The 21706-nt window shown below is 42.2% G+C and carries 15 protein-coding genes and 7 pseudogenes; 15 read left to right on the top strand and 7 right to left on the bottom strand.

Going from position 1 to position 21706, the window contains the following annotated elements:
* Positions 1-113 precede the first annotated feature (113 nt).
* Positions 114-321: pseudogene (cspD, locus tag N4T56_RS10140) on the bottom strand (cold shock domain-containing protein CspD).
* A 196-nt stretch (positions 322-517) separates the two neighbouring features.
* On the opposite strand from cspD, the gene clpS reads away from it, so the two are divergent.
* On the top strand, positions 518-826 hold the full coding sequence (gene clpS / locus N4T56_RS10135) for an ATP-dependent Clp protease adapter ClpS (RefSeq protein WP_160052899.1): 309 nt from the start codon (positions 518-520) through the stop codon (positions 824-826).
* Between the two features lie 43 nt (positions 827-869).
* Positions 870-3130: pseudogene (gene clpA, locus N4T56_RS10130) on the top strand (ATP-dependent Clp protease ATP-binding subunit ClpA).
* A gap of 243 nt (positions 3131-3373) precedes the next feature.
* On the opposite strand, the gene infA reads toward clpA, so the two are convergent.
* The 3 genes from infA to aat form a co-directional block, all read right to left on the bottom strand.
* Positions 3374-3592: a translation initiation factor IF-1 gene (gene infA, locus N4T56_RS10125; RefSeq protein WP_011496276.1), complete on the bottom strand. Its 219-nt coding sequence runs from the start codon at positions 3590-3592 to the stop codon at positions 3374-3376.
* 78 nt (positions 3593-3670) lie between these two features.
* Complete coding sequence (locus tag N4T56_RS10120; protein WP_261733135.1) at positions 3671-4390, bottom strand: arginyltransferase; 720 nt, start codon at positions 4388-4390, stop codon at positions 3671-3673.
* Positions 4380-5087 carry a leucyl/phenylalanyl-tRNA--protein transferase gene (aat, locus tag N4T56_RS10115; protein ID WP_261733134.1) on the bottom strand — a complete coding sequence of 236 codons (708 nt, stop codon included), beginning with the start codon at positions 5085-5087 and terminating at the stop codon, positions 4380-4382. The genes N4T56_RS10120 and aat overlap by 11 nt, the downstream gene beginning before the upstream one ends.
* Before the next feature lie 52 nt (positions 5088-5139).
* On the opposite strand from aat, the gene N4T56_RS10110 reads away from it, so the two are divergent.
* Positions 5140-5628, top strand: a complete 489-nt coding sequence (locus N4T56_RS10110) for an outer membrane lipoprotein (protein WP_390904033.1) — start codon at positions 5140-5142, stop codon at positions 5626-5628.
* A 134-nt stretch (positions 5629-5762) separates the two neighbouring features.
* Here the strand turns inward: N4T56_RS10110 and N4T56_RS10105 are convergent, their stop codons facing one another.
* Entirely contained in the window at positions 5763-6101 is a 339-nt protein-coding gene (locus N4T56_RS10105) for a hypothetical protein (protein ID WP_261733133.1), read from the bottom strand.
* A gap of 311 nt (positions 6102-6412) precedes the next feature.
* Between N4T56_RS10105 and N4T56_RS10100 the strand changes: the two genes are divergently transcribed.
* Together N4T56_RS10100 and N4T56_RS10095 are read left to right on the top strand one after the other, a co-directional pair.
* Positions 6413-7195: a Nif3-like dinuclear metal center hexameric protein gene (locus N4T56_RS10100; RefSeq protein WP_261733132.1), complete on the top strand. Its 783-nt coding sequence runs from the start codon at positions 6413-6415 to the stop codon at positions 7193-7195.
* A gap of 44 nt (positions 7196-7239) precedes the next feature.
* On the top strand, positions 7240-9192 hold the full coding sequence (locus tag N4T56_RS10095) for a monovalent cation:proton antiporter-2 (CPA2) family protein (RefSeq protein ID WP_261733131.1): 1953 nt from the start codon (positions 7240-7242) through the stop codon (positions 9190-9192).
* 133 nt (positions 9193-9325) lie between these two features.
* On the opposite strand, the gene metG is transcribed toward N4T56_RS10095, so the two are convergent.
* Positions 9326-11362 (bottom strand): methionine--tRNA ligase, encoded by a 2037-nt coding sequence (metG, locus tag N4T56_RS10090; RefSeq protein WP_261733130.1) that lies wholly within the window; start codon positions 11360-11362, stop codon positions 9326-9328.
* 155 nt (positions 11363-11517) lie between these two features.
* Here metG and apbC point away from each other — a divergent pair, with 155 nt between their 5' ends.
* The 9 genes and pseudogenes from apbC (at position 11518) to N4T56_RS10040 (ending at position 18612) form a co-directional block, all read left to right on the top strand.
* Positions 11518-12633, top strand: a complete 1116-nt coding sequence (gene apbC, locus N4T56_RS10085) for an iron-sulfur cluster carrier protein ApbC (RefSeq protein WP_261733129.1) — start codon at positions 11518-11520, stop codon at positions 12631-12633.
* Positions 12634-12642: 9 nt separating this feature from the next.
* On the top strand, positions 12643-13281 hold the full coding sequence (gene udk, locus N4T56_RS10080) for a uridine kinase (protein ID WP_261733128.1): 639 nt from the start codon (positions 12643-12645) through the stop codon (positions 13279-13281).
* A gap of 22 nt (positions 13282-13303) precedes the next feature.
* Positions 13304-13889, top strand: a pseudogene (gene dcd, locus N4T56_RS10075) (dCTP deaminase).
* Between the two features lie 5 nt (positions 13890-13894).
* Entirely contained in the window at positions 13895-14722 is an 828-nt protein-coding gene (gene pabC, locus N4T56_RS10070; protein ID WP_390904117.1) for an aminodeoxychorismate lyase, read from the top strand.
* Positions 14722-15733, top strand: a pseudogene (mltG, locus tag N4T56_RS10065) (endolytic transglycosylase MltG). Before pabC ends, mltG begins: the two are co-directional and overlap by 1 nt.
* Positions 15733-16377: a dTMP kinase gene (gene tmk, locus N4T56_RS10060; RefSeq protein ID WP_261734792.1), complete on the top strand. Its 645-nt coding sequence runs from the start codon at positions 15733-15735 to the stop codon at positions 16375-16377. Before mltG ends, tmk begins: the two are co-directional and overlap by 1 nt.
* 17 nt (positions 16378-16394) lie before the next feature.
* Positions 16395-17395 (top strand): annotated as a pseudogene (holB, locus tag N4T56_RS10055) (DNA polymerase III subunit delta').
* A 46-nt stretch (positions 17396-17441) separates the two neighbouring features.
* Positions 17442-17768, top strand: a complete 327-nt coding sequence (locus N4T56_RS10045) for a PilZ domain-containing protein (RefSeq protein ID WP_188916460.1) — start codon at positions 17442-17444, stop codon at positions 17766-17768.
* A gap of 55 nt (positions 17769-17823) precedes the next feature.
* Complete coding sequence (locus tag N4T56_RS10040; RefSeq protein WP_261733124.1) at positions 17824-18612, top strand: TatD family hydrolase; 789 nt, start codon at positions 17824-17826, stop codon at positions 18610-18612.
* 283 nt (positions 18613-18895) lie between these two features.
* Here the strand turns inward: N4T56_RS10040 and rsmF are convergent.
* Positions 18896-20351, bottom strand: a pseudogene (gene rsmF / locus N4T56_RS10035) (16S rRNA (cytosine(1407)-C(5))-methyltransferase RsmF).
* A gap of 121 nt (positions 20352-20472) precedes the next feature.
* Here rsmF and N4T56_RS10030 point away from each other — a divergent pair.
* Positions 20473-21698 (top strand): annotated as a pseudogene (locus tag N4T56_RS10030) (nucleoside recognition domain-containing protein).
* Positions 21699-21706: the final 8 nt, after the last annotated feature.

Below are 21706 nucleotides of genomic sequence, written 5' to 3'. Positions count from 1 at the left end.
GGGCATTACTTTATGGTAATGACCCTATTTAATACAAATTGATGCTTTATTTTTAGGCAATAAAAAAGACAGGGATTAAAATCCCTGTCTTTTTGTTTTATAGTCTCTACCTACTATTTTGTAGGTGAGATGGCTGAAGCATGCATTCCTTTAGTAATCTTCTTCAACTTCGAAGCACACAGGTTGACCTGCTTTTAAGGTACGATAACCTTCCATTTCGATAGTTGAATAGTGCGCAAATACATCCTCGCCACCCTGATCTGGGCAAATAAACCCGAATCCTTTGGCGTTGTTGAACCACTTTACAGTTCCGTTTGCCATACTTCCACTTCCTTCTGTTGTCTACTTACCAGTAAGATAGTAAAACTTATTATCCAGCGGTCTAGTATTCGCCGCCTAACAAATAGAATGAAATTTGTACGAAAAGATGTCAAGTATAAATTAACAAAAAGACAACATTTAATTAATTTAATAATATCAAGTGGTCGGGAACCAAACGAGAGGCTAGTATTAAACAATGGCTAAATTAGGCAGTGTAGAACATACCGAAGAAAAGGTTGAATCTGAACTACAACCACCCCATATGTATAAAGTGGTGCTAAACAATGATGATTACACCCCGATGGATTTTGTGGTTGAAGTATTACAACGCTTTTTTGAGAAAAATGAGCAGCAAGCTGTTGATATCATGTTAGCGATACATCACCAGGGCAAAGGATTGTGTGGGGTTTTCCCATTTGGGATTGCCGAAACTAAAGTTTTTCAAGTAAATCAGTTTGCAAGAGAAAACCAACATCCGTTACTGTGTACATTAGAGAAAGCATAAAAAATCGTTTTCTTACAGTCTGTGGTTAAATTAGGGGGTGCTTATGCTGAACAAAGATCTGGAAGTCACCTTGAACCTAGCGTTTCAGCAAGCTAGAGATTCACGTCATGAATACATGACGGTAGAACATTTATTATTAGCGCTTATTGATAATCCAGCCGCGTATGAGGCCTTAATTGCCTGCGGTGCGGATGTTAATCGTCTTCGCGAAGAAGTGGCTAATTTCATTCAACAAACCACACCTATCATTGCCGAGTCACCTGAAGAGCGTGAAACACAACCGACATTAGGATTTCAGCGAGTACTTCAACGGGCTGTTTTTCATGTGCAATCATCTGGTCGCAACGAAGTGACCGGCGCAAATGTGTTGGTGGCAATTTTTAGTGAACAAGAATCACAAGCCGTATATTTATTACGTCGTAGCGAAATTACTCGTCTAGATGTGGTTAATTTTATTTCTCATGGCATGAGCAAAGACGAAGAATCTGGCGAATCATCTGAACAAGAGCGCATTGAAGATCAATCTGAAAATAGTGAAGAGCGCAGCATGTTAGCGCAATTTGCCTCTAATCTTAATCAGCTTGCTAAAGACGGCACTATCGACCCATTAATTGGCCGTGATGCTGAAATTGAACGCGCTATTCAAACCTTATGTCGTCGTCGTAAAAATAATCCTTTGTTGGTCGGTGAAGCGGGCGTGGGTAAAACGGCGATTGCTGAAGGCTTAGCCTATCGCATCGTTACAGAGCAAGTGCCTGATGTGATGGCCGATGCCACAGTGTACTCGTTAGATTTAGGGGCGTTATTAGCCGGTACCAAATACCGCGGCGACTTTGAAAAGCGCTTTAAAAGTTTATTAAAAGAATTGTCAGCAGACGAGCATGCTATTTTATTCATTGATGAAATTCATACTATCATCGGTGCAGGTGCAGCGTCTGGCGGTGTTATGGATGCCTCTAATTTATTAAAGCCCTTATTATCGAGCGGTAAGTTACGGTGTATGGGCTCAACGACGTTCCAGGAGTATCAAAGTATTTTTGAGAAGTACCGCGCTTTAGCGCGTCGATTCCAAAAAATTGATATTAATGAGCCGTCAGTGGCTGAAACCACCAAGATTTTGATGGGACTTAAGTCAAAATACGAAGAATATCATGGTGTGCGTTATACCCAAGCCGCCATCAGCAGCGCTGCTAGCTTGTCGGCGAAGCACATTAATGACCGTCACTTACCTGACAAAGCCATTGATGTGATTGACGAGGCGGGTGCTCGTATGGTGATGATGCCGCAAAGTAAACGCAAAAAAACCATTGGCCAGCCGGAAATCGAAGCGATTATTGCTAAATTGGCGCGTATTCCTGAGAAGTCGGTATCGTCGACTGACAAGGATATGTTACGTAACCTTGAACGCAACCTTAAGATGGTGGTGTTTGGTCAGGATAAAGCGATTGAGAGTCTTAGCGCTGCCATTCGTTTATCGCGTAGTGGTTTAGGTTCAGAAAAAAGACCTGTGGGTAGCTTTATGTTTGCCGGCTACCAACCGGTGTGGGTAAAACAGAAGTCACCAGCCAGCTTGCATCATGTTTAAACCTCAAGCTTATCCGTTTTGATATGTCTGAGTATATGGAGCGCCACACTGTGTCACGCCTGATTGGTGCACCTCCAGGGTATGTGGGTTATGACCAAGGTGGGTTGTTAACAGATGCTGTGATTAAAAATCCTCACTGTGTAGTACTGCTTGATGAAATTGAGAAGGCGCATCCAGATGTGTTCAACTTACTTTTACAAGTCATGAACCACGGCACATTAACCGACAATAATGGCCGCAAAGCTGACTTTAGAAACGTCACTTTGGTGATGACCACAAATGCTGGTGTGCAGGAGACAATTCGTAAGTCGATTGGTTTCCAGCAGCAAGACCATACTCAAGATGCATTAGCGGAAATCAACAAAGTATTTTCACCTGAGTTCCGTAACCGTTTAGATTCGATTGTCTGGTTTAATCACTTAGATATGACCGTCATCGCTAAAGTGGTTGATAAGTTCTTAGTAGAGCTTCAAGCGCAGCTAGATGATAAGCGAGTTACCTTAGACGTGAGTGACGAAGCACGTACCTTGTTGGCTGAGAAAGGCTACGACAAGTCAATGGGTGCTCGTCCTATGTCGCGCGTAGTGACCGAATTAATTAAACGTCCATTAGCGGATGAAATTTTATTTGGGATTCTTGAGCGTGGCGGCATTGCGCACATTGATGTTAAAGACGGTGAGATTAATATTGACTGTGAGGCCACTGAGAAAGTGTCTTAAACAGCCGGTTTTCTCGATAAAATGACAATAAAAAGATGACCAAGTGGTCATCTTTTTTTATCCGCAGAACGTTATACCCATTACATTAATTATGTCATCTGTTTAGCGTTTTTTATGGCTCTATAGACAGCATTAATCTGTTTGAATGTTTGCTGCTTGAGCAAATAATTAATCGGTTGGGGAGTAGACTCAACAACAAAAAAACCGACTTACAGTCGGCTTTTACAATGTTGAGGCTAGCGATTAACGTGCGCGGAAGACGATACGACCTTTTGATAAGTCATAAGGAGTCAGCTGAACCGTGACTTTGTCACCCGTTAAAATACGGATGTAGTTTTTGCGCATTTTGCCAGAGATGTGGGCTATCACCACATGTCCATTTTCAAGCTCTACGCGGAACATTGTGTTTGGCAAGGTCTCAAGGATAGTGCCCTGCATTTCAATGTTGTCTTCTTTCGCCATTAATAAGTTATCCCATTAGCCTTCAAATATGAAAAATCGGGCGTATCATGCCCCAAAATCGTGTAACTGTAAAGAGTGTTAGCAAGAAAGAGGCTCAAGTTGTTCACCAATTTGCCAACCTTGTGGTGTTAATATTTGATAAGGTCGATATTGACGCTTGTAACGCATTTTTCGATTTTGATCAATTTGATAGCCTAAATACAGATAACGCTTGCCCATCGACTTAGCTAATTGGCATTGAATTAATATCATCAGCGAGCCCAATGAGCGGTCTGCATAGTCAGGATCAAAATAACTGTAGATAGCCGAAAAGCTGTGGATCATATTGTCGGTGACCGCGACGCCAACCAGTTGGTCTTTATCAAACACTTCAATAAACATTGGTGGTAGCCAATCAGACAATAAAAAATCATCATACTGGGTTTGAGAGGCCGGATACATTGGCCCATCATTATGACGTTCGTTAATATAGCGTTGATAAAGCTCAAAATGTTCAGGGCGAGTCTGGTAGTTTACTTTCCAGTGTAAATCTTGATTATTTTTTAAGGTTCTCTTTTGGCGTTTAGACAATGCAAAATCGTGCACATTTAGGCGTATCGATTGGCACGCTTGGCAACTCGGACAGCGCGGTTTATAGATTGAATTACCATTACGACGAAAGCCCATCCCTAGCAATTGTTCAAATAAAGCCCCGTCAATATGCGGCTCTTGGATAACAAGTAATTGCTCTTTGTTGCCTTCAATATAGTTGCAATCAAATGGTTGGCTTATTCCGACACTCACAGATTTAGAATTCAATTAAGACCTCTTGTTTGTTCCATATCGATGGCGATATTGATTGGTCTCGATAACGGTGAAGTAAGGCTAAAAAATCATGTCTTGGTAGCGCTGTTGCGCCCAAACTCACTAGATGTGGGTTCATTACTTGTGCATCGATGAGTTTAAAACCATGCTGCACCACATGCTGGTTAAGTATAGCAAAAGCGGCTTTTGATGCATTGGTTTGTCGATGAAACATTGATTCACCACAAAAAACACCGCCAACCGCAATACCATATAAACCGCCTACGAGCTGCTCCCCATCCCATACTTCTATAGAATGGGCTTTACCTTGTAAATGTAACTCGTAATATGCCATTTGAATTTCAGCTGAAATCCAGGTGCCATCTTGTGCGCTGCGCGGGGCAGCACAACCCGCAACCACATCTAAAAAAGCATGATTAATGGTATAACGCCAGGTTGATTTTTTAAGGAACTTTAGCAAGCTTTTGCTGCCAAAAGGATAAGTGGGAATAAACACGGCACGCGGATCGGGCGACCACCATAAAATAGGGTCGCTACTATTAAACCACGGGAAAATACCCTCATAATACGCTTTCAGTAAGCGTTGAGGCTGCAAGTCTCCTCCAATGGCAAGTAAGCCATTTGGATCAGAGAGCGCATGTTCTGGCGGCGGGAAGCCGATAGACTGATTTAAATAAGACAGTGAGTTCACAATTGAGTATATTAATTGTCATACCTTATCGTTAACTTAGCGGAAAATAGCGATGTTTAAAATCATAACCGTCACCGGAAAGAGTTTTTTTGCTGTATTACTGACATTTTGCTTATTTAGTAGCCTGGCACAAGCCGCTTATGAGCGTAACCAGGCTGTGCCGGTTGAGAAAGTGCTGTATGGCAACATTGATTCAGTACGACAGGTGAGTGAAAAACAATTAGTCGAAGATAGCCGCAGCGGTTGGAAAACGTTTGGCGGAGCCTTAATCGGTGGGGTGATTGGTCATCAATTTGGTAGCGGTTCAGGTCAGGATGTGGCTACGGTATTGGGTGCGTTAATTGGTGGTGGTTTAGGCAGTCAACATGGACAATCGGCCTATTATCTTGAAAATAAACTGGTAGAATTAATGATCACGCAAGAAGATGGCAGCCAAGTGATGGTGATTCAAGATCTCGACCCTGGCATGGTCTTTAGCGCAGGTGATGAAGTGCGAGTAGTATATTTAAAAGGTTATGTCCGAGTCGACTTAGCCATGTAAAGATCCAATCATACCGCGATGGGTCAATTAATAACTGACAATGATTGAATAAAGCCAAAACAAATAACACAAAAGGAGCCTAGGCTCCTTTTATGTTGATGCTAATTTATTTTATACGGTTTAGTCGTATTAAATTAGAATCCTCGCGGCAAAGTTTGGCTGCCAGCTGTGTTTGCAAGCTTTTGACGCCATAATTGTTTAGGCGTTAACCCATCAGATGTCGCAGTGGCTTTTTTGCTGGGTTGCATCTTAGCAGGTTTAACTTGTGCTTTAACCACAGCTTTTGCGCTAGAGGCTGGACTTGCTGCACACAACTCACCATGCATGGTTTCAAGTTCGCTAAAACGCACTGATTTACCACCGTCGATTTTATACCAGCTGCCAGCTTGCTCAATAGACACCGCTTTGCCTGATTGTGTTTCAAGTGCCATTTGCAGTTGGCTGATGACCTCTTCTTTAGTCAATGTTGTCATAGTTAATAACCTATTTGTTATCATGTTAAATGAAGGTTGTAATGAATTTTAAAGTGTTAACGCTACAAAAGTCCAATTGACTACTAAAATTGTTGATTTATCACTCATAAAGTCGTTTTTATCGACATATTTCACTGCTATTGTTGAAATATCCTGGTATGAGTTAAACTGTAGGTCATCGCATAGAGGCGTTAACTTGACATAATTTTTTACCGTGAATGTTAATCGTCCAGTAAAGTCATCACCCCATTATTTTTGGCCACACTCAGTCGAGTGAATCCGTTCAGTTTCACAGTACTTTTAGGAATATTATGTCCACATATCAACAAGGAAAGTCCGTTATCTCGCGACAAGATCTCTCGTCGTATTTAGACACTTTTTTGAATGTTTCAGCGTTTAAAGACTATGCCCCAAATGGATTGCAAGTTGAGGGTAAAGGGCAAATTCGCACTATAGTCACAGGGGTTACGGCTTGTCAGGCATTAATAGAACAAGCCGTGGCCGTCAATGCTGATGCTATTTTGGTGCATCATGGGTTCTTTTGGAAAAATGAACTAGAAGTGATCACCGGCATGAAATATCGCCGAATTAAAGCCTTAATGGATCATGATATCAGCTTGTTTGGTTATCATTTACCTTTAGATGCGCATCATGGCATTGGTAATAATGCTCAGTTAGCTTATCAATTGGGGATTTTAAGCCCACGTGTCTATGAACCCGTAGCGCAAGATTTATTGTGGCATGGTCATCTAGAGCATCCAGTAACGGCAACTGAATTTAGCCAATTACTCAATAATGTGCTTAAACGTGAACCGTTGCATATTGGTGATAACAGCAAACCTATTTCAACCATCGCCTGGTGTACGGGCGGGGCACAAGATTATATTGATCAAGCGGCGCAAATGGGTGTGGATGCATTTATTAGCGGAGAAGTATCAGAGCGAACTTACCATGCTGCAATGGAGCAAGGAATACATTACTTTGCAGCTGGGCATCACGCCACTGAACAATTTGGGATTGAGGCACTTGGTCAACACCTTGCCAGTAAATTTGATTTAACTCATCACTTTATTGATATCGTTAATCCGGTGTAATTCGGTGTTATACCCTAATCGCGGTGGGTTAATAAGGAACGTTAATGACGGAATATTTTTTACAGGCTTTTATTTACCTCACCGCAGCGGTGATTGCTGTACCGTTAGCGAATAAATTAGGTTTAGGGTCAGTATTAGGTTATTTGATTGCCGGTGTGGTCATTGGCTCTATTGTTGGGCTTGTAGGCAGTGAAACCAATACTATTCAACACTTTGCTGAGTTCGGTGTGGTAATGATGTTGTTTCTAGTCGGCTTGGAGCTTGAGCCCAAAATGCTCTGGGCAATGCGTAATCGCTTACTTGGCCTTGGCGGCTTACAAGTGGGTGGCTCGGTGGTTGCGGTCATGGCCTGTGCGATTTATGCCGGCTACCAAACCAGTATTGCCCTGACAATAGGATTAATTTTCTCGTTATCGTCGACAGCGATTGTATTACAAACGTTGTCCGAAAAGCGCCTTAACAAAACCCATGCGGGAAAAAACGCCTTTTCAGTATTATTGTTCCAAGATATCGCCGTTATTCCAATGTTGGCATTTATTCCGTTATTGGCTTTACCTGAATTAGTCGAAAAAGCCCAAGCTGCAGCCAGTCGGTTGAGTGAGCAACATGAACAATTAAGTTTGGTGGCATCATTACCGGGGTGGGCTTATGCCATTGTACTGATACTGGCAATTGCAGTGGTGGTACTGGGTGGACATTATCTTAGCCGCCCATTGTTTAAAATGGTCGCTGAGTCAGGGGCGCGCGAGATTTCAACCGCGGCGGCATTAATGCTAGTGATTGGTATCGCGGCGTTAATGAGTTTAGTGGGGATTTCTCCGGCTTTAGGGACATTTTTAGCGGGCGTGGTGTTAGCAAACAGTGAGTTTAAGCACGAATTAGAAGCCAATATTGGCTCTTTTAAAGGGCTATTGCTTGGGTTGTTTTTTATTACAGTAGGTGCCGGTATTGATTTTGCGGTGTTGTTCGCAAGTTTTGGCGAAATCATGTTAATCACTTTGGGGGTAATGTTAATAAAAGCGTTTGTGCTGTATTTATTAGCCTTGATATTCAGGATTAAAGGCAGTGACCGTTGGTTGTTTGCATTAAGTCTTGCACAAGCTGGTGAGTTTGGTTTTGTATTATTAAGCTTCAGTGTACAGCAACATGTGATCCCAACCGATTTAGCGCAAACCTTATCGATAGTCGTCGCCTTGTCGATGTTTTTAACCCCTGGACTGTTTATCTTATTTGATAAAGTCATTTATCCGCGTTTTCAGGTGAAAACCAATCAGCGAGAACAAGATAGTATTGATGATGAAGGGACAGTGATTATTGCCGGAATTGGCCGATTTGGCCAGGTGGTTAATCGGTTTTTAATTTCAAATAACATTAAAACCGTGGTGCTGGATTATCAGGTGTCACAAGTGGATACTATCAGGCGGATTAACACTAAAGCTTATTACGGTGATGCAACGCGGCCAGATTTATTGAAAACGGCGGGTATTGAAGAAGCGTCTTTGTTTGTAGTGGCCATCGATAACCGTGAGAGCAGTGTTGAGTTAGTGAAATATTTACACCACAGTTACCCTAAACTCAAAATAGTGGCCAGAGCGTTCGACAGAGGGCATGGACACTTACTTAAAGAGGCCGGGGCAGATGTGGTTGAGTCAGAAACGCATCACTCTGCATTGGAGCTGAGTGTATCGTCTTTGCAATTGCTTGGGTACAACGAAGAATACGTTATGCGGCGCAAAGCCACCTATAAACGCATAGAAAAAGAGGCATCAAACCGGCTGTATAACTTTTGGTTAAAAGAGTCAGCAGGAGAGCGTTTTAGCAATGACTTTATTAAACTATTTATGTTGTACGAGGAGCGTTTAAAGCAAGCTATGGAAGAAGATAATGCGGTTAATCAAGATGATGTTGAAAACCGTTTACTGCCAGAGAACAGCGCTGATGTTGATTCAGCTCAAGTTGAGGGTGTCACAAGCAACAGTAATACCATGCCTACATAGCGACGCTTTAATCAAAAAACGCTGGCAGCATTGAATGTACATGCGGATAAATCGTCACCTTATGTCAGATATGATAAAAAAGACCGCCGAGGCGGTCTTTTTTATACGGGCTGTAACAACACAAATATGTGGTCTATTTGACTCGCATACCCGGTTGCGCGCCTTCATGGGGCTCTAAAATAAACAGGTCTTTACCGCCCGATCCGGCGGCTAATACCATACCTTCAGAGTCACCAAACTTCATGGTGCGAGGGGCAAGGTTGGCAACCATCACTGTTAATTTACCTTCCAAGTCTTCAGGCGCGTATGCCGATTTTATCCCCGCAAACACTTGTTTGGTTTTACCACCTAAATCAAGCTCAAGGCGCAATAACTTATTAGCTTTTTCGATGTGTTCAGCTTTGCTGATGCGCGCAATACGCAAGTCAATTTTAGCAAAATCATCGAAGGTAATTTCTGGGCTTATTGGGTCTTGCGCTAATTGATCAACTGTTTGCTTAGGAGCAGTCGCTTGCGTTGCTTGTAAGTTCTCTTTTGACGCTTCGATGATGGCTTCAATGTTCTTCATGTCGATTCGTTGCATTAAGGCTTTGAACGGCGCAATTTCATGACCAGATAAGTCTTGCGCTAGGTTGTCCCAGGTTAATGTCAGCTGCAGGAAGCCTTCAACATCTTGGGCAAGTTTTGGCAGTACGGGTTTAAGGTAAGTCACCAAAATGCGGAACAAATTTAATGCATTACTGCACACTTGATGTGCTTCTTCTTGCTTGTCTTCTTGTTTAACTAACTGCCAAGGTGCGGCATCGGCAACGTAACCATTTGCAGTGTCGGCTAATGCCATAATTTCACGCATGGCCTTACCAAATTCACGGGTTTCGTAAAATTCGGCAATGGTTTCACTTTTAGCTAAAAACGAGTTAGCCAGGCTGTTGTCAGCGACTTTTGCTAGCTTACCGTCAAAACGCTTACTGATAAAACCCGCAGTACGAGAGGCAAGGTTAACCAATTTACCCACTAAATCTGAGTTAACGCGTTGAGCAAAGTCTTCAAGGTTTAAATCTAAGTCATCAATACGGCTATTAAGCTTAGCGGCATAGTAATAGCGCAAATATTCAGGATCCAAGTTATCTAAATAAGTACGGGCTTTAATAAACGTCCCTTTAGATTTAGACATTTTAGCGCCGTTAACGGTGACATAACCGTGAGCATAAACGCTGGTTGGTTTACGCAGGCCTGCACCATCTAGCATGGCAGGCCAAAACAAGCTGTGGAAGTAAACAATGTCTTTACCGATGAAGTGATACACTTCTGCGGTAGAATCGATGCCCCAAAAATCATCAAAGTTTAAGTCGTCACGTTTATCACATAAGTTTTTAAATGAACCCATGTAACCTATAGGTGCGTCTAACCAAACGTAAAAGAATTTACCTGGCGCGTCTGGTATTTCAAAACCAAAATAGGGTGCATCACGTGAGATATCCCACTGTTGCAGGCCTTGCTCAAACCACTCGCCCAATTTATTGGCCATTTCTTGTTGCAATGAACCTGATTGGATCCATTCTTTTAACATGCCTTCAAATGCTGGTAGGTCAAAAAAGAAGTGTTCAGTGTCCTTCATTACTGGTGTGGCGCCAGACACCGCTGATTTAGGATTGATTAAATCAGTCGTACTATAGGTTGCACCGCAGTTATCACAGTTGTCGCCGTATTGGTCTTCAGACTTACATTTTGGGCAGGTGCCTTTAACAAAACGGTCTGGTAGGAACATGTTTTTTTCAGGATCGTAAAGTTGTGAGATGGTCTTAGTTTTAATGTAACCCGCATCACGTAACTTTAAATAGATGTCGTTGGCTAATACACGGTTTTCATCGCTATGGGTGCTGTGAAAATTATCAAATTGGATATTGAAGTCAGCGAAATCTTGTTGATGCTCTTTTTGCACTTGAGCAATCATTTCTTCTGGTGTGATCCCCATTTGCTGAGCTTTAAGCATAATCGGCGTGCCGTGAGCATCATCTGCACAAATGTAGTGGCATTCATGACCACGTAGCTTTTGGAAACGAGACCAGATATCCGTTTGGATATATTCAAGCATGTGGCCTAAATGGATTGGACCGTTAGCGTAAGGTAGGGCACTTGTGACCAGTATTTTTCGCTGTGATGTTGTCATGTTATCTCTATATCAAATTACACTCAAAATATGCCCTAATCCTAACCGATTGACTTAAATTTTTCATCAAAACATGACTTAAAAAGTGTATTAATCGCTATTTTTTTACTAAGTTCTGATACACTTGTAAAAATTTCACGTTTGGAGCTGCGGTTTTGATTAAAACGCAAACAAATTATCAATTAAGTGATGAATTACTGTCACCTGTTTTAGATATTTTAGAGGCCTTTGTTGATCCTTATCTGAAAAAAGGCTTAGTTTCTGCCGAGTGTGTTAGTTCGCTCGCTATCACGGATAAACGCTTACAATTAGGTCTCGTTTATCCTTATCCTTGTATGACCCAATATCGCGATACTGTCATGGCGATAACCAATCGTTTAGCCATATTAGATGCCATTGACGAAGTTGAATGTGAAATCGATTTTCAACCTCGTGTTTATTCAGCCCTTCCTGCCATTCCTCCTATTCCAAACGTTAAGCAAGTGATTGCTGTTGCCTCTGGTAAAGGCGGTGTGGGTAAATCAACTACGGCTGTCAATCTTGCATTAGCGTTAAAAGCTGAAGGCGCAGAAGTAGGCATTTTAGATGCCGATATTTACGGACCTTCAATTCCGCTGATGTTAGGGATCCCAAACTTTCGTCCACAATCGCCAGATGGCAAGCACATGACAGCAGCATCTGCCCATGGCATTTCAGCTCAGTCCATTGGCTTTATGCTTAGCGGTGATGAAGCTGCAGTATGGCGCGGACCTATGGCTGCTGGAGCACTAGCTCAGCTTTTAAATGAAACGCAGTGGCCTGAACTTGATTATTTAATTATCGACATGCCGCCAGGAACGGGCGACATTCAGCTTACCTTATCGCAAAAAGTCCCTGTTAGTGGCGCCGTCATTGTGACAACACCACAAGACATCGCCTTAGCGGATGCGAAAAAAGGCATCACTATGTTCAATAAAGTGAACATTCCGGTGCTCGGTATTATTGAAAATATGAGTTTTCATTTATGTCCTGAATGTGGCCATAAAGAACACCCATTTGGGACACATGGCGGCAGCCAAATAGCTCAAAGGTACAATGTGCCATTATTAGGCGCATTACCACTGCATATTAATATTCGTGAATCTATGGATAACGGCGCTCCAAGTGTGATCAGTGAGCCAGAAAGTGAAGTGTCAGGGATATATCGCGAAATTGCCCGTAAATTAGGGGCAGAATTAGCACTTCAACAAGTTACATCAACCGTAAACATTAGCATATCAGACGACGAATAAGGTTAAGAGATGAATTCTCAGCAGTGTGTCATTATTGGGATCGCCGGTGCGTCGGCTTCAGGTAAAAGTTTAATTGCCAAAACCATTTTTGAAGAGTTGTGCAGCGATTTAGGCACAAACCAAATTGGGGTGATTAACGAAGATGCCTACTACCGTGATCAAAGTCATTTGACCATGGAAGATCGCGTAAAAACCAACTACGACCATCCTAAAGCGTTAGATCACCAATTATTGGCAACGCATTTAACTCAATTAAAACAGGGTGATGCTGTTAGCATCCCTTGTTATAGTTATACAGAGCATACTCGCACGAGTGACACGTTAGTCATGCAACCTAAAAAAGTCATTATTTTAGAAGGGATCTTATTATTAACCGATCCTAAATTACGTGATTTAATGGATGCAACTGTGTTTATGGACACCCCTCTGGATATCTGTTTCCTTCGTCGTTTAACCCGTGACGTCGCTGAGCGTGGCAGAACCATGGAGTCGGTTATTTCGCAGTATAAAAGAACCGTTCGTCCAATGTTTTTACAGTTCATTGAACCGTCTAAACAATATGCTGACATTATTGTGCCTCGTGGCGGTAAAAATCGTATCGCCACTGATATTTTAAAAGCAAGAATACAGCATTTATTGGCTAAATAACCTTTCAGGGAGAAAGTGCCACATGCGTTTAACAGATATCGAAATTGAGCAGTGTTTAGATAATGGCACCATTATTATCGATCCACGCCCTGGTATTGATGCTATATCGGGAGTCAGTGTTGATGTCCGTTTAGGGAGTCAATTTCGAGTATTTGAAGACCATACAGCACCTTACATTGATTTAAGTGACTCAAGTGCAGAAATGCAGTTAGCACTTGATCGTGTTATGAGCGATAAAATCGAAATAACGGACGATAATGCTTTTTTTCTCCATCCAGGTGAGTTAGCTCTGGCGATAACTTATGAGAGCGTTACTTTACCGCCAGATATCGTTGGTTGGCTAGATGGTCGCTCATCATTGGCTCGTTTAGGCTTAATGCATTCATGTGACGGCACATCGTATTGATCCCGGTTGGCAAGGCAAAATTGTATTAGAGTTTTATAACAGTGGTAAATTGCCGTTGGCGCTTCGCCCTGGCATGACAATTGGTGCGCTTAACTTTGAACGTTTAAGCTCACCCGTTGCACGGCCATATAACACACGTAAAAACGCTAAGTACAAAGATCAGCAAGATACTGTGGCTAGCCGGATCAGCCAGGACAAATAATGGCATTGGTTTGGGTTAACCAGGTAGCACAAGGCACAGTCAGTCCTTTTGACCGCGGATTAGCTTACGGTGATGGTGTGTTTGCTACAATGCGCACCACTGCTGCCAATCAGCTTTCGGCGGTTTTGTTTATTGACAATCACCTGTCGCGCTTACAACAAAGTTGTTTGCGATTAGGAATGCATTGGCAAGCAAGTGATGCATTAACTCGTCAGCTCTTGTCTTTAGCTACTCAATACCCTCAACATTGTATTAAGTTACTACTGACTCGTGGTGAAGGGGGGCGTGGCTATCAAGCGCCATCGCAAACCCAAATCAATGAAATCGTCAGTGTCACTCCAATCCCTGAGCATTATCAACAATGGCAGCTAACGGGCATAGCACTTGCAACATCTCCCATCGCACTTGCTCGACAACCTTTACTGGCAGGCATGAAACACCTTAATAGGTTAGAGCAGGTTCTGATTAAATCACAACCGTTAGTGGCTAATACTCAAGATTGGCTGGTGTGTGATACAGATGGTTGGGTGATAGAATCATCAATGGCAAATATCTTTGCGATAATAGATGGCAAGGTAGTGACCCCTGCAATAACACATGCTGGGGTAAGCGGAGTGATGCGCGAGCAATTTATCGATGCATTACTACAAGATGGCTTTGAGGTGATGGTTAAACCTATGCGTTTTGACGACATTAAGGCCGCTGAACATATCGTTATTACTAACAGTTTATTTGGTGTAGTTGATGTGCACACCATTGATCAATTTCAATTTAGCCGTTGGACGCATACGTCGCGATTCAGGCACGTTTTGAGTGTAAATTTACCATCATGATAAAAACAATAACAACACGTTTATTGGCAAGTTTAATCCCACTATTTGCCATAGTTTGTCTCTCAGGCTATTGGTTTGTTAACGAATTAATCGTCTTTCAAAAACAAGTTTTACAGCTTGAGCAAGTCGAAACGTTAAATGTGGAATCTGGCATTTCTATTATCAAATTGGCGCAACAATTAGAACAACAAGCGTTGATAACAGACAGTTGGAAAGTTAAGTACCTAGTCAAGCTTGAACCTAAACTCGCACAAATAAAAACGGGCTATTATCAACTTATCCCAGGTGACACTCTCGAGAGCGTGTTTCAGCGTATTCGATTGTAGCCAAGAAGCGGTATTTAGTGTCACCCTAATTGAAGGGAAATCAATTAAAGAGTGGCAACAAGCGTTAGCAACAAGTGAACGGTTAATTGTCGGTAACGACGACTTTAATCAAGTGTTGTTGGCCAATGGCGATACCTCCGGTTTACCAGAGGGTAAGTTTTATCCTGAAACGTTTCACTATCACGCTAATGATAACGTGCAAACTGTGTTGCAACGCAGTTTTGATATGATGCAAATGAGCCTCAAGCAAGCATGGGCTGGGCGTGATAAAGACTTGGCCTTAAGCTCACCTTATGAGTTATTGATTATTGCATCCATTATTGAAAAAGAAACCGGCAAGCCAGAAGAACGTGATTGGGTGTCAGCGGTATTTAACAATCGCCTTAAAAAGGGCATGCGTTTACAAACCGACCCGACAGTGATTTATGGTATGGGCGAGCGCTATAAAGGCAACATTACGCGCAAAGATTTGCGCGAAGCGACGGCATTTAATACCTACAAAATAGACGGACTACCGCCAACCCCTATTGCGGCACCGAGCCGTGCATCGTTATTTGCCGCGGCAAACCCAGCTAAAGTGAATTATTTATATTTTGTATCGCGTAATGACGGTAGCCACGTATTTTCATCGACATTAAAAGCGCATAACAAAGCGGTAAATGAATTTCAGAGAAAAAGAAAATGATGAGCCAAGTAGGAAAGTTTATTGTAATTGAAGGGCTTGAGGGTGCCGGGAAATCCAGTGCTATTGCTCTTGTGAATGATTTAATACAACAACATATCGGTCAAGCACCGGTGTGTACTCGTGAGCCTGGTGGTACACCATTGGCCGAAAAAATGCGTGATTTGGTCAAAATTGCAGACGAAACAGACCCACTTTGCGATGAAGCTGAATGTTTACTTATTTATGCCGCTCGCTCTCAGCTCATTGCGAACGTGATTAAACCGGCACTTGCTAAGGGACAATGGGTTTTAGGTGACCGTCATAACCTATCATCTCTCGCTTATCAAGGCGGCGGCCGAGGGTTAATGCCGTTGGTTAAAGCGGTAAGCGATGCATGTCTTGGTGGTTTTAAACCTGACTTTACACTGTATTTAGATATTGACCCAAAGCTTGGACTTACTCGTGCAGCTAATCGCGGTGAATTAGATAGGATTGAGCAGCAAGCCATTGAGTTTTTTGAACGAGCCAGACAAACTTATTTACAGTTGGCAGCGCAAGATGACAGTATTGTTGTCATTGATGCGAGTCAACCGATAGATAAAGTGCATCAAGATATTCGCCTTCAATTGCAACATCGTTTACCTATGTTGCACCATAAAGCTTAGCACTGGCGCTAAAGGACATTATTGACATGAGCGACTATCAATTAGCACAACTTCCATGGTTAGCCGATGCGCACCAACGTTTTGTGGATGTGCATTATCGCGGAAAAAACAGTCATGCTCATTTGATTAAGGTCGACAATGCTTTAGGCGGGATGATCCTTGCTAAAGCTTGTGCTGAAACGGTATTGTGTCAACAATTGACTCCCGTTGGCGCCTGCGGCCAATGTAAAAGCTGTCTATTGTTAAGTGCAAATAGTCATCCTGATCTGCATGTTGTTAAACCTGATGGGAACCAAATTAAAGTCGATCAAATTAGGCAGTTGTGCCAATCATTAACTCAAACGGCTCAGCAAGGTGGTGCAAGGGTCGCACTGATCACCGATGTAGAACGTCTCAATATTGCTGCAGCTAATGCTCTGCTTAAAACATTAGAAGAACCGGGTAATGACGTGGTATTGATTTTACAAACTAATCGAACATCACAACTGCTTCCTACTATTACTAGCCGCTGCCAAACGTTGGCTTTTAAGGCGCCAGACAAGCACCAGATCCAGCAATGGTTAGCTCAACAACATTTGTTGCCTGCAGCAAATGAGCAGGGTAAAAGTCATGATGTCACCTGGTGTTTAAGTGTCGTTGGTGCAATCGTTGTCTTTGGCCGAGAGTTTACGGAGTCAACATTACCAACAATTGTTAACGTACCGACAAGATTGGGCTCAAAGTTTACAATCAGGACATTTAACCAACAGTTTATTGTCATTGTCAGAACAACAAATTGTTGATGCACTTAATGTTTTGTATTTGTACTTACGCCAATATGTGTTAAAAAGTAATAGTAAGATGCAGTTGCAAGATAAGCCGTCTATGCAATTGAATCCATTGGTGCAAGGTAAGTTGGTTGAATCTCGCGGGGACTGTGATGCAGATGTGCCAAAAGCTGCAAACCATGCCAAGCGTTAATACACAGGCCTTATGTCAACAATATATCCTCACGTTTAAGCAGCTTACAAACGGATAATGCTAAACGAAATTTTAACTCTTTTACGGAATAGAAAGAATTACTTATGGTCGATCTTGTAGTCAACTACGATAATATACATAAGCTTTATCGTGCATATATGCCATTTATTAAACCGGCAGGCTTATTTATTTCGACTACAGAAAGTCATTACCTAGGCCAAGAGTTGACCATTTCTTATCGTTTACCTAATGCGACACAAGCTAATGAGTTTCAAGGCACTGTGGTGTGGATTAACCCATTAGGTGCTTCAGGTGGTCGTCCTGCGGGTATTGGCGTTAAAATTAAAACCGATGTAGAAAGCCACAAACACCATATTGAAAAATTATTATCGAGCGAACTGTCCTCGAGCGATTTGACCTGCACTATGTAGCTAGGTATTCTTGCGCATCTGATTTAGTTGCTAACACTATTGTGAAAGAATACCCATGCTAATTGATTCCCATTGTCACCTTGACCGCCTAAAAGCGGCTCCCGATACCGCAAGCCTTCACACCATAATGGACAACGCTAAAGCACAAGGCGTTGATTATTTATTATGTGTCAACGTTCGCCAGCAAGGTTTTGAAGCCATGCGCGATAAAGTAGCTGCGTTTAATAATGTGTTTCTATCGTCTGGTGTGCATCCATTAGATGTACAAGAAGGTTTAAACATTGAAGACATTAAGCGTTTTGCAACCGACCCACGTGTGGTTGCCATTGGTGAAACTGGCCTTGACTATTTTTATTCAAATGACACTAAAATGTTGCAGCAACAATGTTTTGAACAGCAAATAGCACTTGCGGTTGAAGTCAACAAACCGTTAATTGTTCATACGCGTGATGCACGAGAAGACACCATTAATATGCTAAAAGCAGGTCATGCCGATAAAGTCGGCGGTGTTTTACATTGTTTTACCGAAAACTGGGAAATGGCTAAAGCAGCGATTGATTTAGGTTTTTACATTTCGGTTTCTGGCATTGTGACCTTTAAAAATGCCGGAGAGCTACGTAGTGTTATTCGCCAAGTGCCCAAAGACAGATTACTGGTCGAAACCGATTCACCTTATTTAGCGCCTGTGCCACACCGCGGCCAAGAAAATCAGCCTGCTTATGTGCGTGACGTTGCTGAATTTGTTGCTGAATTGCGCGGTGAAAAATTTGATGATTTAGCTCAATACACCACAGATAACTTCTTTAGCCTGTTTAAAGAGGCTGCGACGTTAATCGGCCGGTAAAAAAAACATAAAAAAAGACCCAAAACGATCCAATTGTTTTGGGCCTAGGGAAAGGGCTCGGTTAAGAGCCTTGCGCTACTGTGTGGCATCAGACTTATACACTTGCTTTTGTGGAAACAAGTCCATTAAACAAGTCCATTAATTGTCGATACCGAATACTCAATGAACTGTGACTAAATTATAGTCATAGTTTATTGGCTTTGCATAAAAGATAATCAAAATAGTTTGATCTGGATCTGTTTGGGGACACTACAACTGTGATCTCGCTCATATTATTGTGTGTTTATAAACTCAAATTGACATTGTCGCGTACTAAATCGCGCGGTAAATTATTTTTAAGCCTATGACCTAAATGTTTTACCACACCGATAACCACATTATGGTAGCTCACTAACATTTCTCCTTGAGCCATTTCGGTTAGTTGCTCTTGCACTGCTGTTGAAAAGCTATTGCTAGCAATGTCCCGGCTTCATCAAATAGTCTTGCGCTTGTGTATCTAACAGCTCGATACAACGAGGGTTGTGACTTGCATCAGCTGTTAGTGCAATAATGGCCTCATGTTTGGCTTTGTAGCCTTTTTTGAGCGCATCGGCGAGTTTTAAACCAATACGTTGGAAACGCATTTTGCCAATCAAAGGCATGAACATCGCTGGAAATAACCAAAATTCATTATCGCGAAGCATAATGATGTCACCTTGAGGCAAATCAATTGCAAAAGTATCGGCAAAGTATTGTTTCAGGGCGTGCTGTTGCTTATCTGGTGCAATGGTAAAAGGAAAGTTTTTCTGTAATTTAGGTTGTTTCTTGATACGTTCAACAGAAGCCGTTTTACGGATTTTTGCGACAAAAAAACCTTCACTATCGAATATCTGTGGCCAAACATGTAAGAAGCCTTCTTCGGTGCATGCTTTGTCTGCACCGTCAAATAGATCAGCTAAAGAGACAAACTCAACCGCATCAGGATAACTTTGTTGTAAATGCTGGCAAATATGTTGGTTTTCTAATTGGCTTAAGGTGCAGGTTGAGTAGACCAATGTGCCACCGGGTTTTAATGCTAAAAATGCCGATTCAATTAAGTCTTTTTGGGTTTCACCAATTGCAGTAACATCTTTAATATCCCAATGTTTTAGTGCTAGAGGGTCTTTACGAACCGTACCTTCGCCGCCACAGGGGGCATCTAATAAAATGGCGTCAAATGATTCATATAAATATTCGCCAAATACACGACCATCAAAATGAGTGAGTGCAGTATGACTAGCGCCCATTCGCAAAACATTGGCATGTAAAACTTTCACTCTGCTAGCAGAATATTCATTGGCAATCAATAAGCCTTTATTTTGCATTAAAGCGGCAATTTGAGTGGTTTTAGAGCCAGGGGCAGAGGCTACGTCTAACACTAAATCTGGATTAAGCCCGTCAGCAAATAATGCTGTGGGCGGTAGCATTGAACTGGCTTCTTGAATATAAAATAGCCCTTGTATGTGTTCAATGGCGTTGCCTAATTGCACATCATCCTTGCCGTCAATCCAAAAACCATCAGCGCACCAGGGGATGGGGGATAATTGCCATCCCGCTTGAGTCATTATTTGGACAAATTCTGCACTGGTTATTTTTAAGGTATTGACCCTTATAGATTTTCGTAATGGTTTATCACAAATAGAGATAAACTCATCAATGGATAAGTGAGCCGGCAGTTCTTTCTCTATGTGGCTGATAAAGTTTGGGTTTAATTGAACCATAATAATCAAGTTACACTTTTTTAGCAGAATTATGCCGATCATAACACGTAATTGTTGCCCCTCAATCCCTATGAATACTGTATATTATGCAAAAAATTATAACTGTGTGACGGAGTTAAGTGTGTTAAATCGGGTCTGGCTTTTATTTTTTATTGTGGCTGCCGTTTCTATTATCATCCAATTGTTTGGTGGCAATAACGAGGTCTTGGGCGAAACCGTCACGGCATTATTTGCCAGCGCCAAATTAGCTGCAGATATTTCGCTAGGGTTAATTGGTGTATTAGCCCTGTGGATGGGCTTAATGCAGGTGGGTGAAAAAGCCGGTGTCGTTAGCCTGTTTGCACGGGTGTTTGAACCGTTGTTGTCTAAATTGATGCCAGAGGTTCCCCGTGGGCATGTGGCTTATGGCAGCATCAGCATGAACTTAACGGCAAACATTTTAGGCTTAGATAACGCCGCTACGCCGCTAGGTTTAAAAGCAATGCATGATTTGCAAAGTTTAAATCCTATGAAAACCGTCGCGACAAATGCACAAATTCTATTTTTAGTGCTCAATACTTCTTCGGTCACCTTAGTGCCGGTAACGGTGTTTCTATATCGTGCACAGCAGGGCGCACCCAATCCAGCTGATGTGTTTTTACCTATTTTATTGGCAACAAGCGCTTCTACCATTGTGGGTTTATTAGTGGTAGCAACCGTTCAACGGATATCACTGTTTAACAGTGTGATGTTAGCTTATGCCGGGTTGATTATTGGCTCATTAATGGCGGGTGTTGCTTATTTAGCAACCTTATCTGTCGATGCGATTGGGCAAATCTCTATGGTGTTGGGTAATGGCATATTATTAATATTAATTTTCAGTTTTATCATGGCGGCAGGGTATCGAAAAATTGCGGTTTATGATGAATTTGTCGAGGGGGCTAAACAAGGCTTTAATCAGGCGATAACGCTGATTCCTTACCTGATTGCGATGTTGCTTGCCATTGGTGTATTGCGTGCATCTGGTGCGTTAGATTATGCATTACAAGTATTAGCTTCGGTTATTAATGGCTTTGGTTGGGACACGCGTTTTATTGATGCGATGCCGACAGCATTGATGAAACCATTTAGCGGCTCAGGAGCCAGAGCCATGATGCTAGAAACCATGATCATCATGGGGTTGATTCATTTGCGGGTCGCTTGGCAGCGATTTTACAGGGCAGTACCGAAACCACATTTTATGTGTTAGCCGTTTATTTCGGCTCGGTAGGTATTCGTAACGGTCGCCATGCGCTGAGTTGTGGTCTTGCTGCTGATGCCGCTGGGATCTGTGCAGCAATTGGTGTGTGTTATTGGTTTTATGGCTAGGGTCTGTT

Source organism: Shewanella phaeophyticola, assembly GCF_025398315.1.
In the GTDB taxonomy this organism is placed as follows: domain Bacteria; phylum Pseudomonadota; class Gammaproteobacteria; order Enterobacterales; family Shewanellaceae; genus Shewanella; species Shewanella phaeophyticola.
Note: the sequence above shows the minus strand (reverse complement) of the source record. Positions and strands in the feature narration are given on the sequence as shown.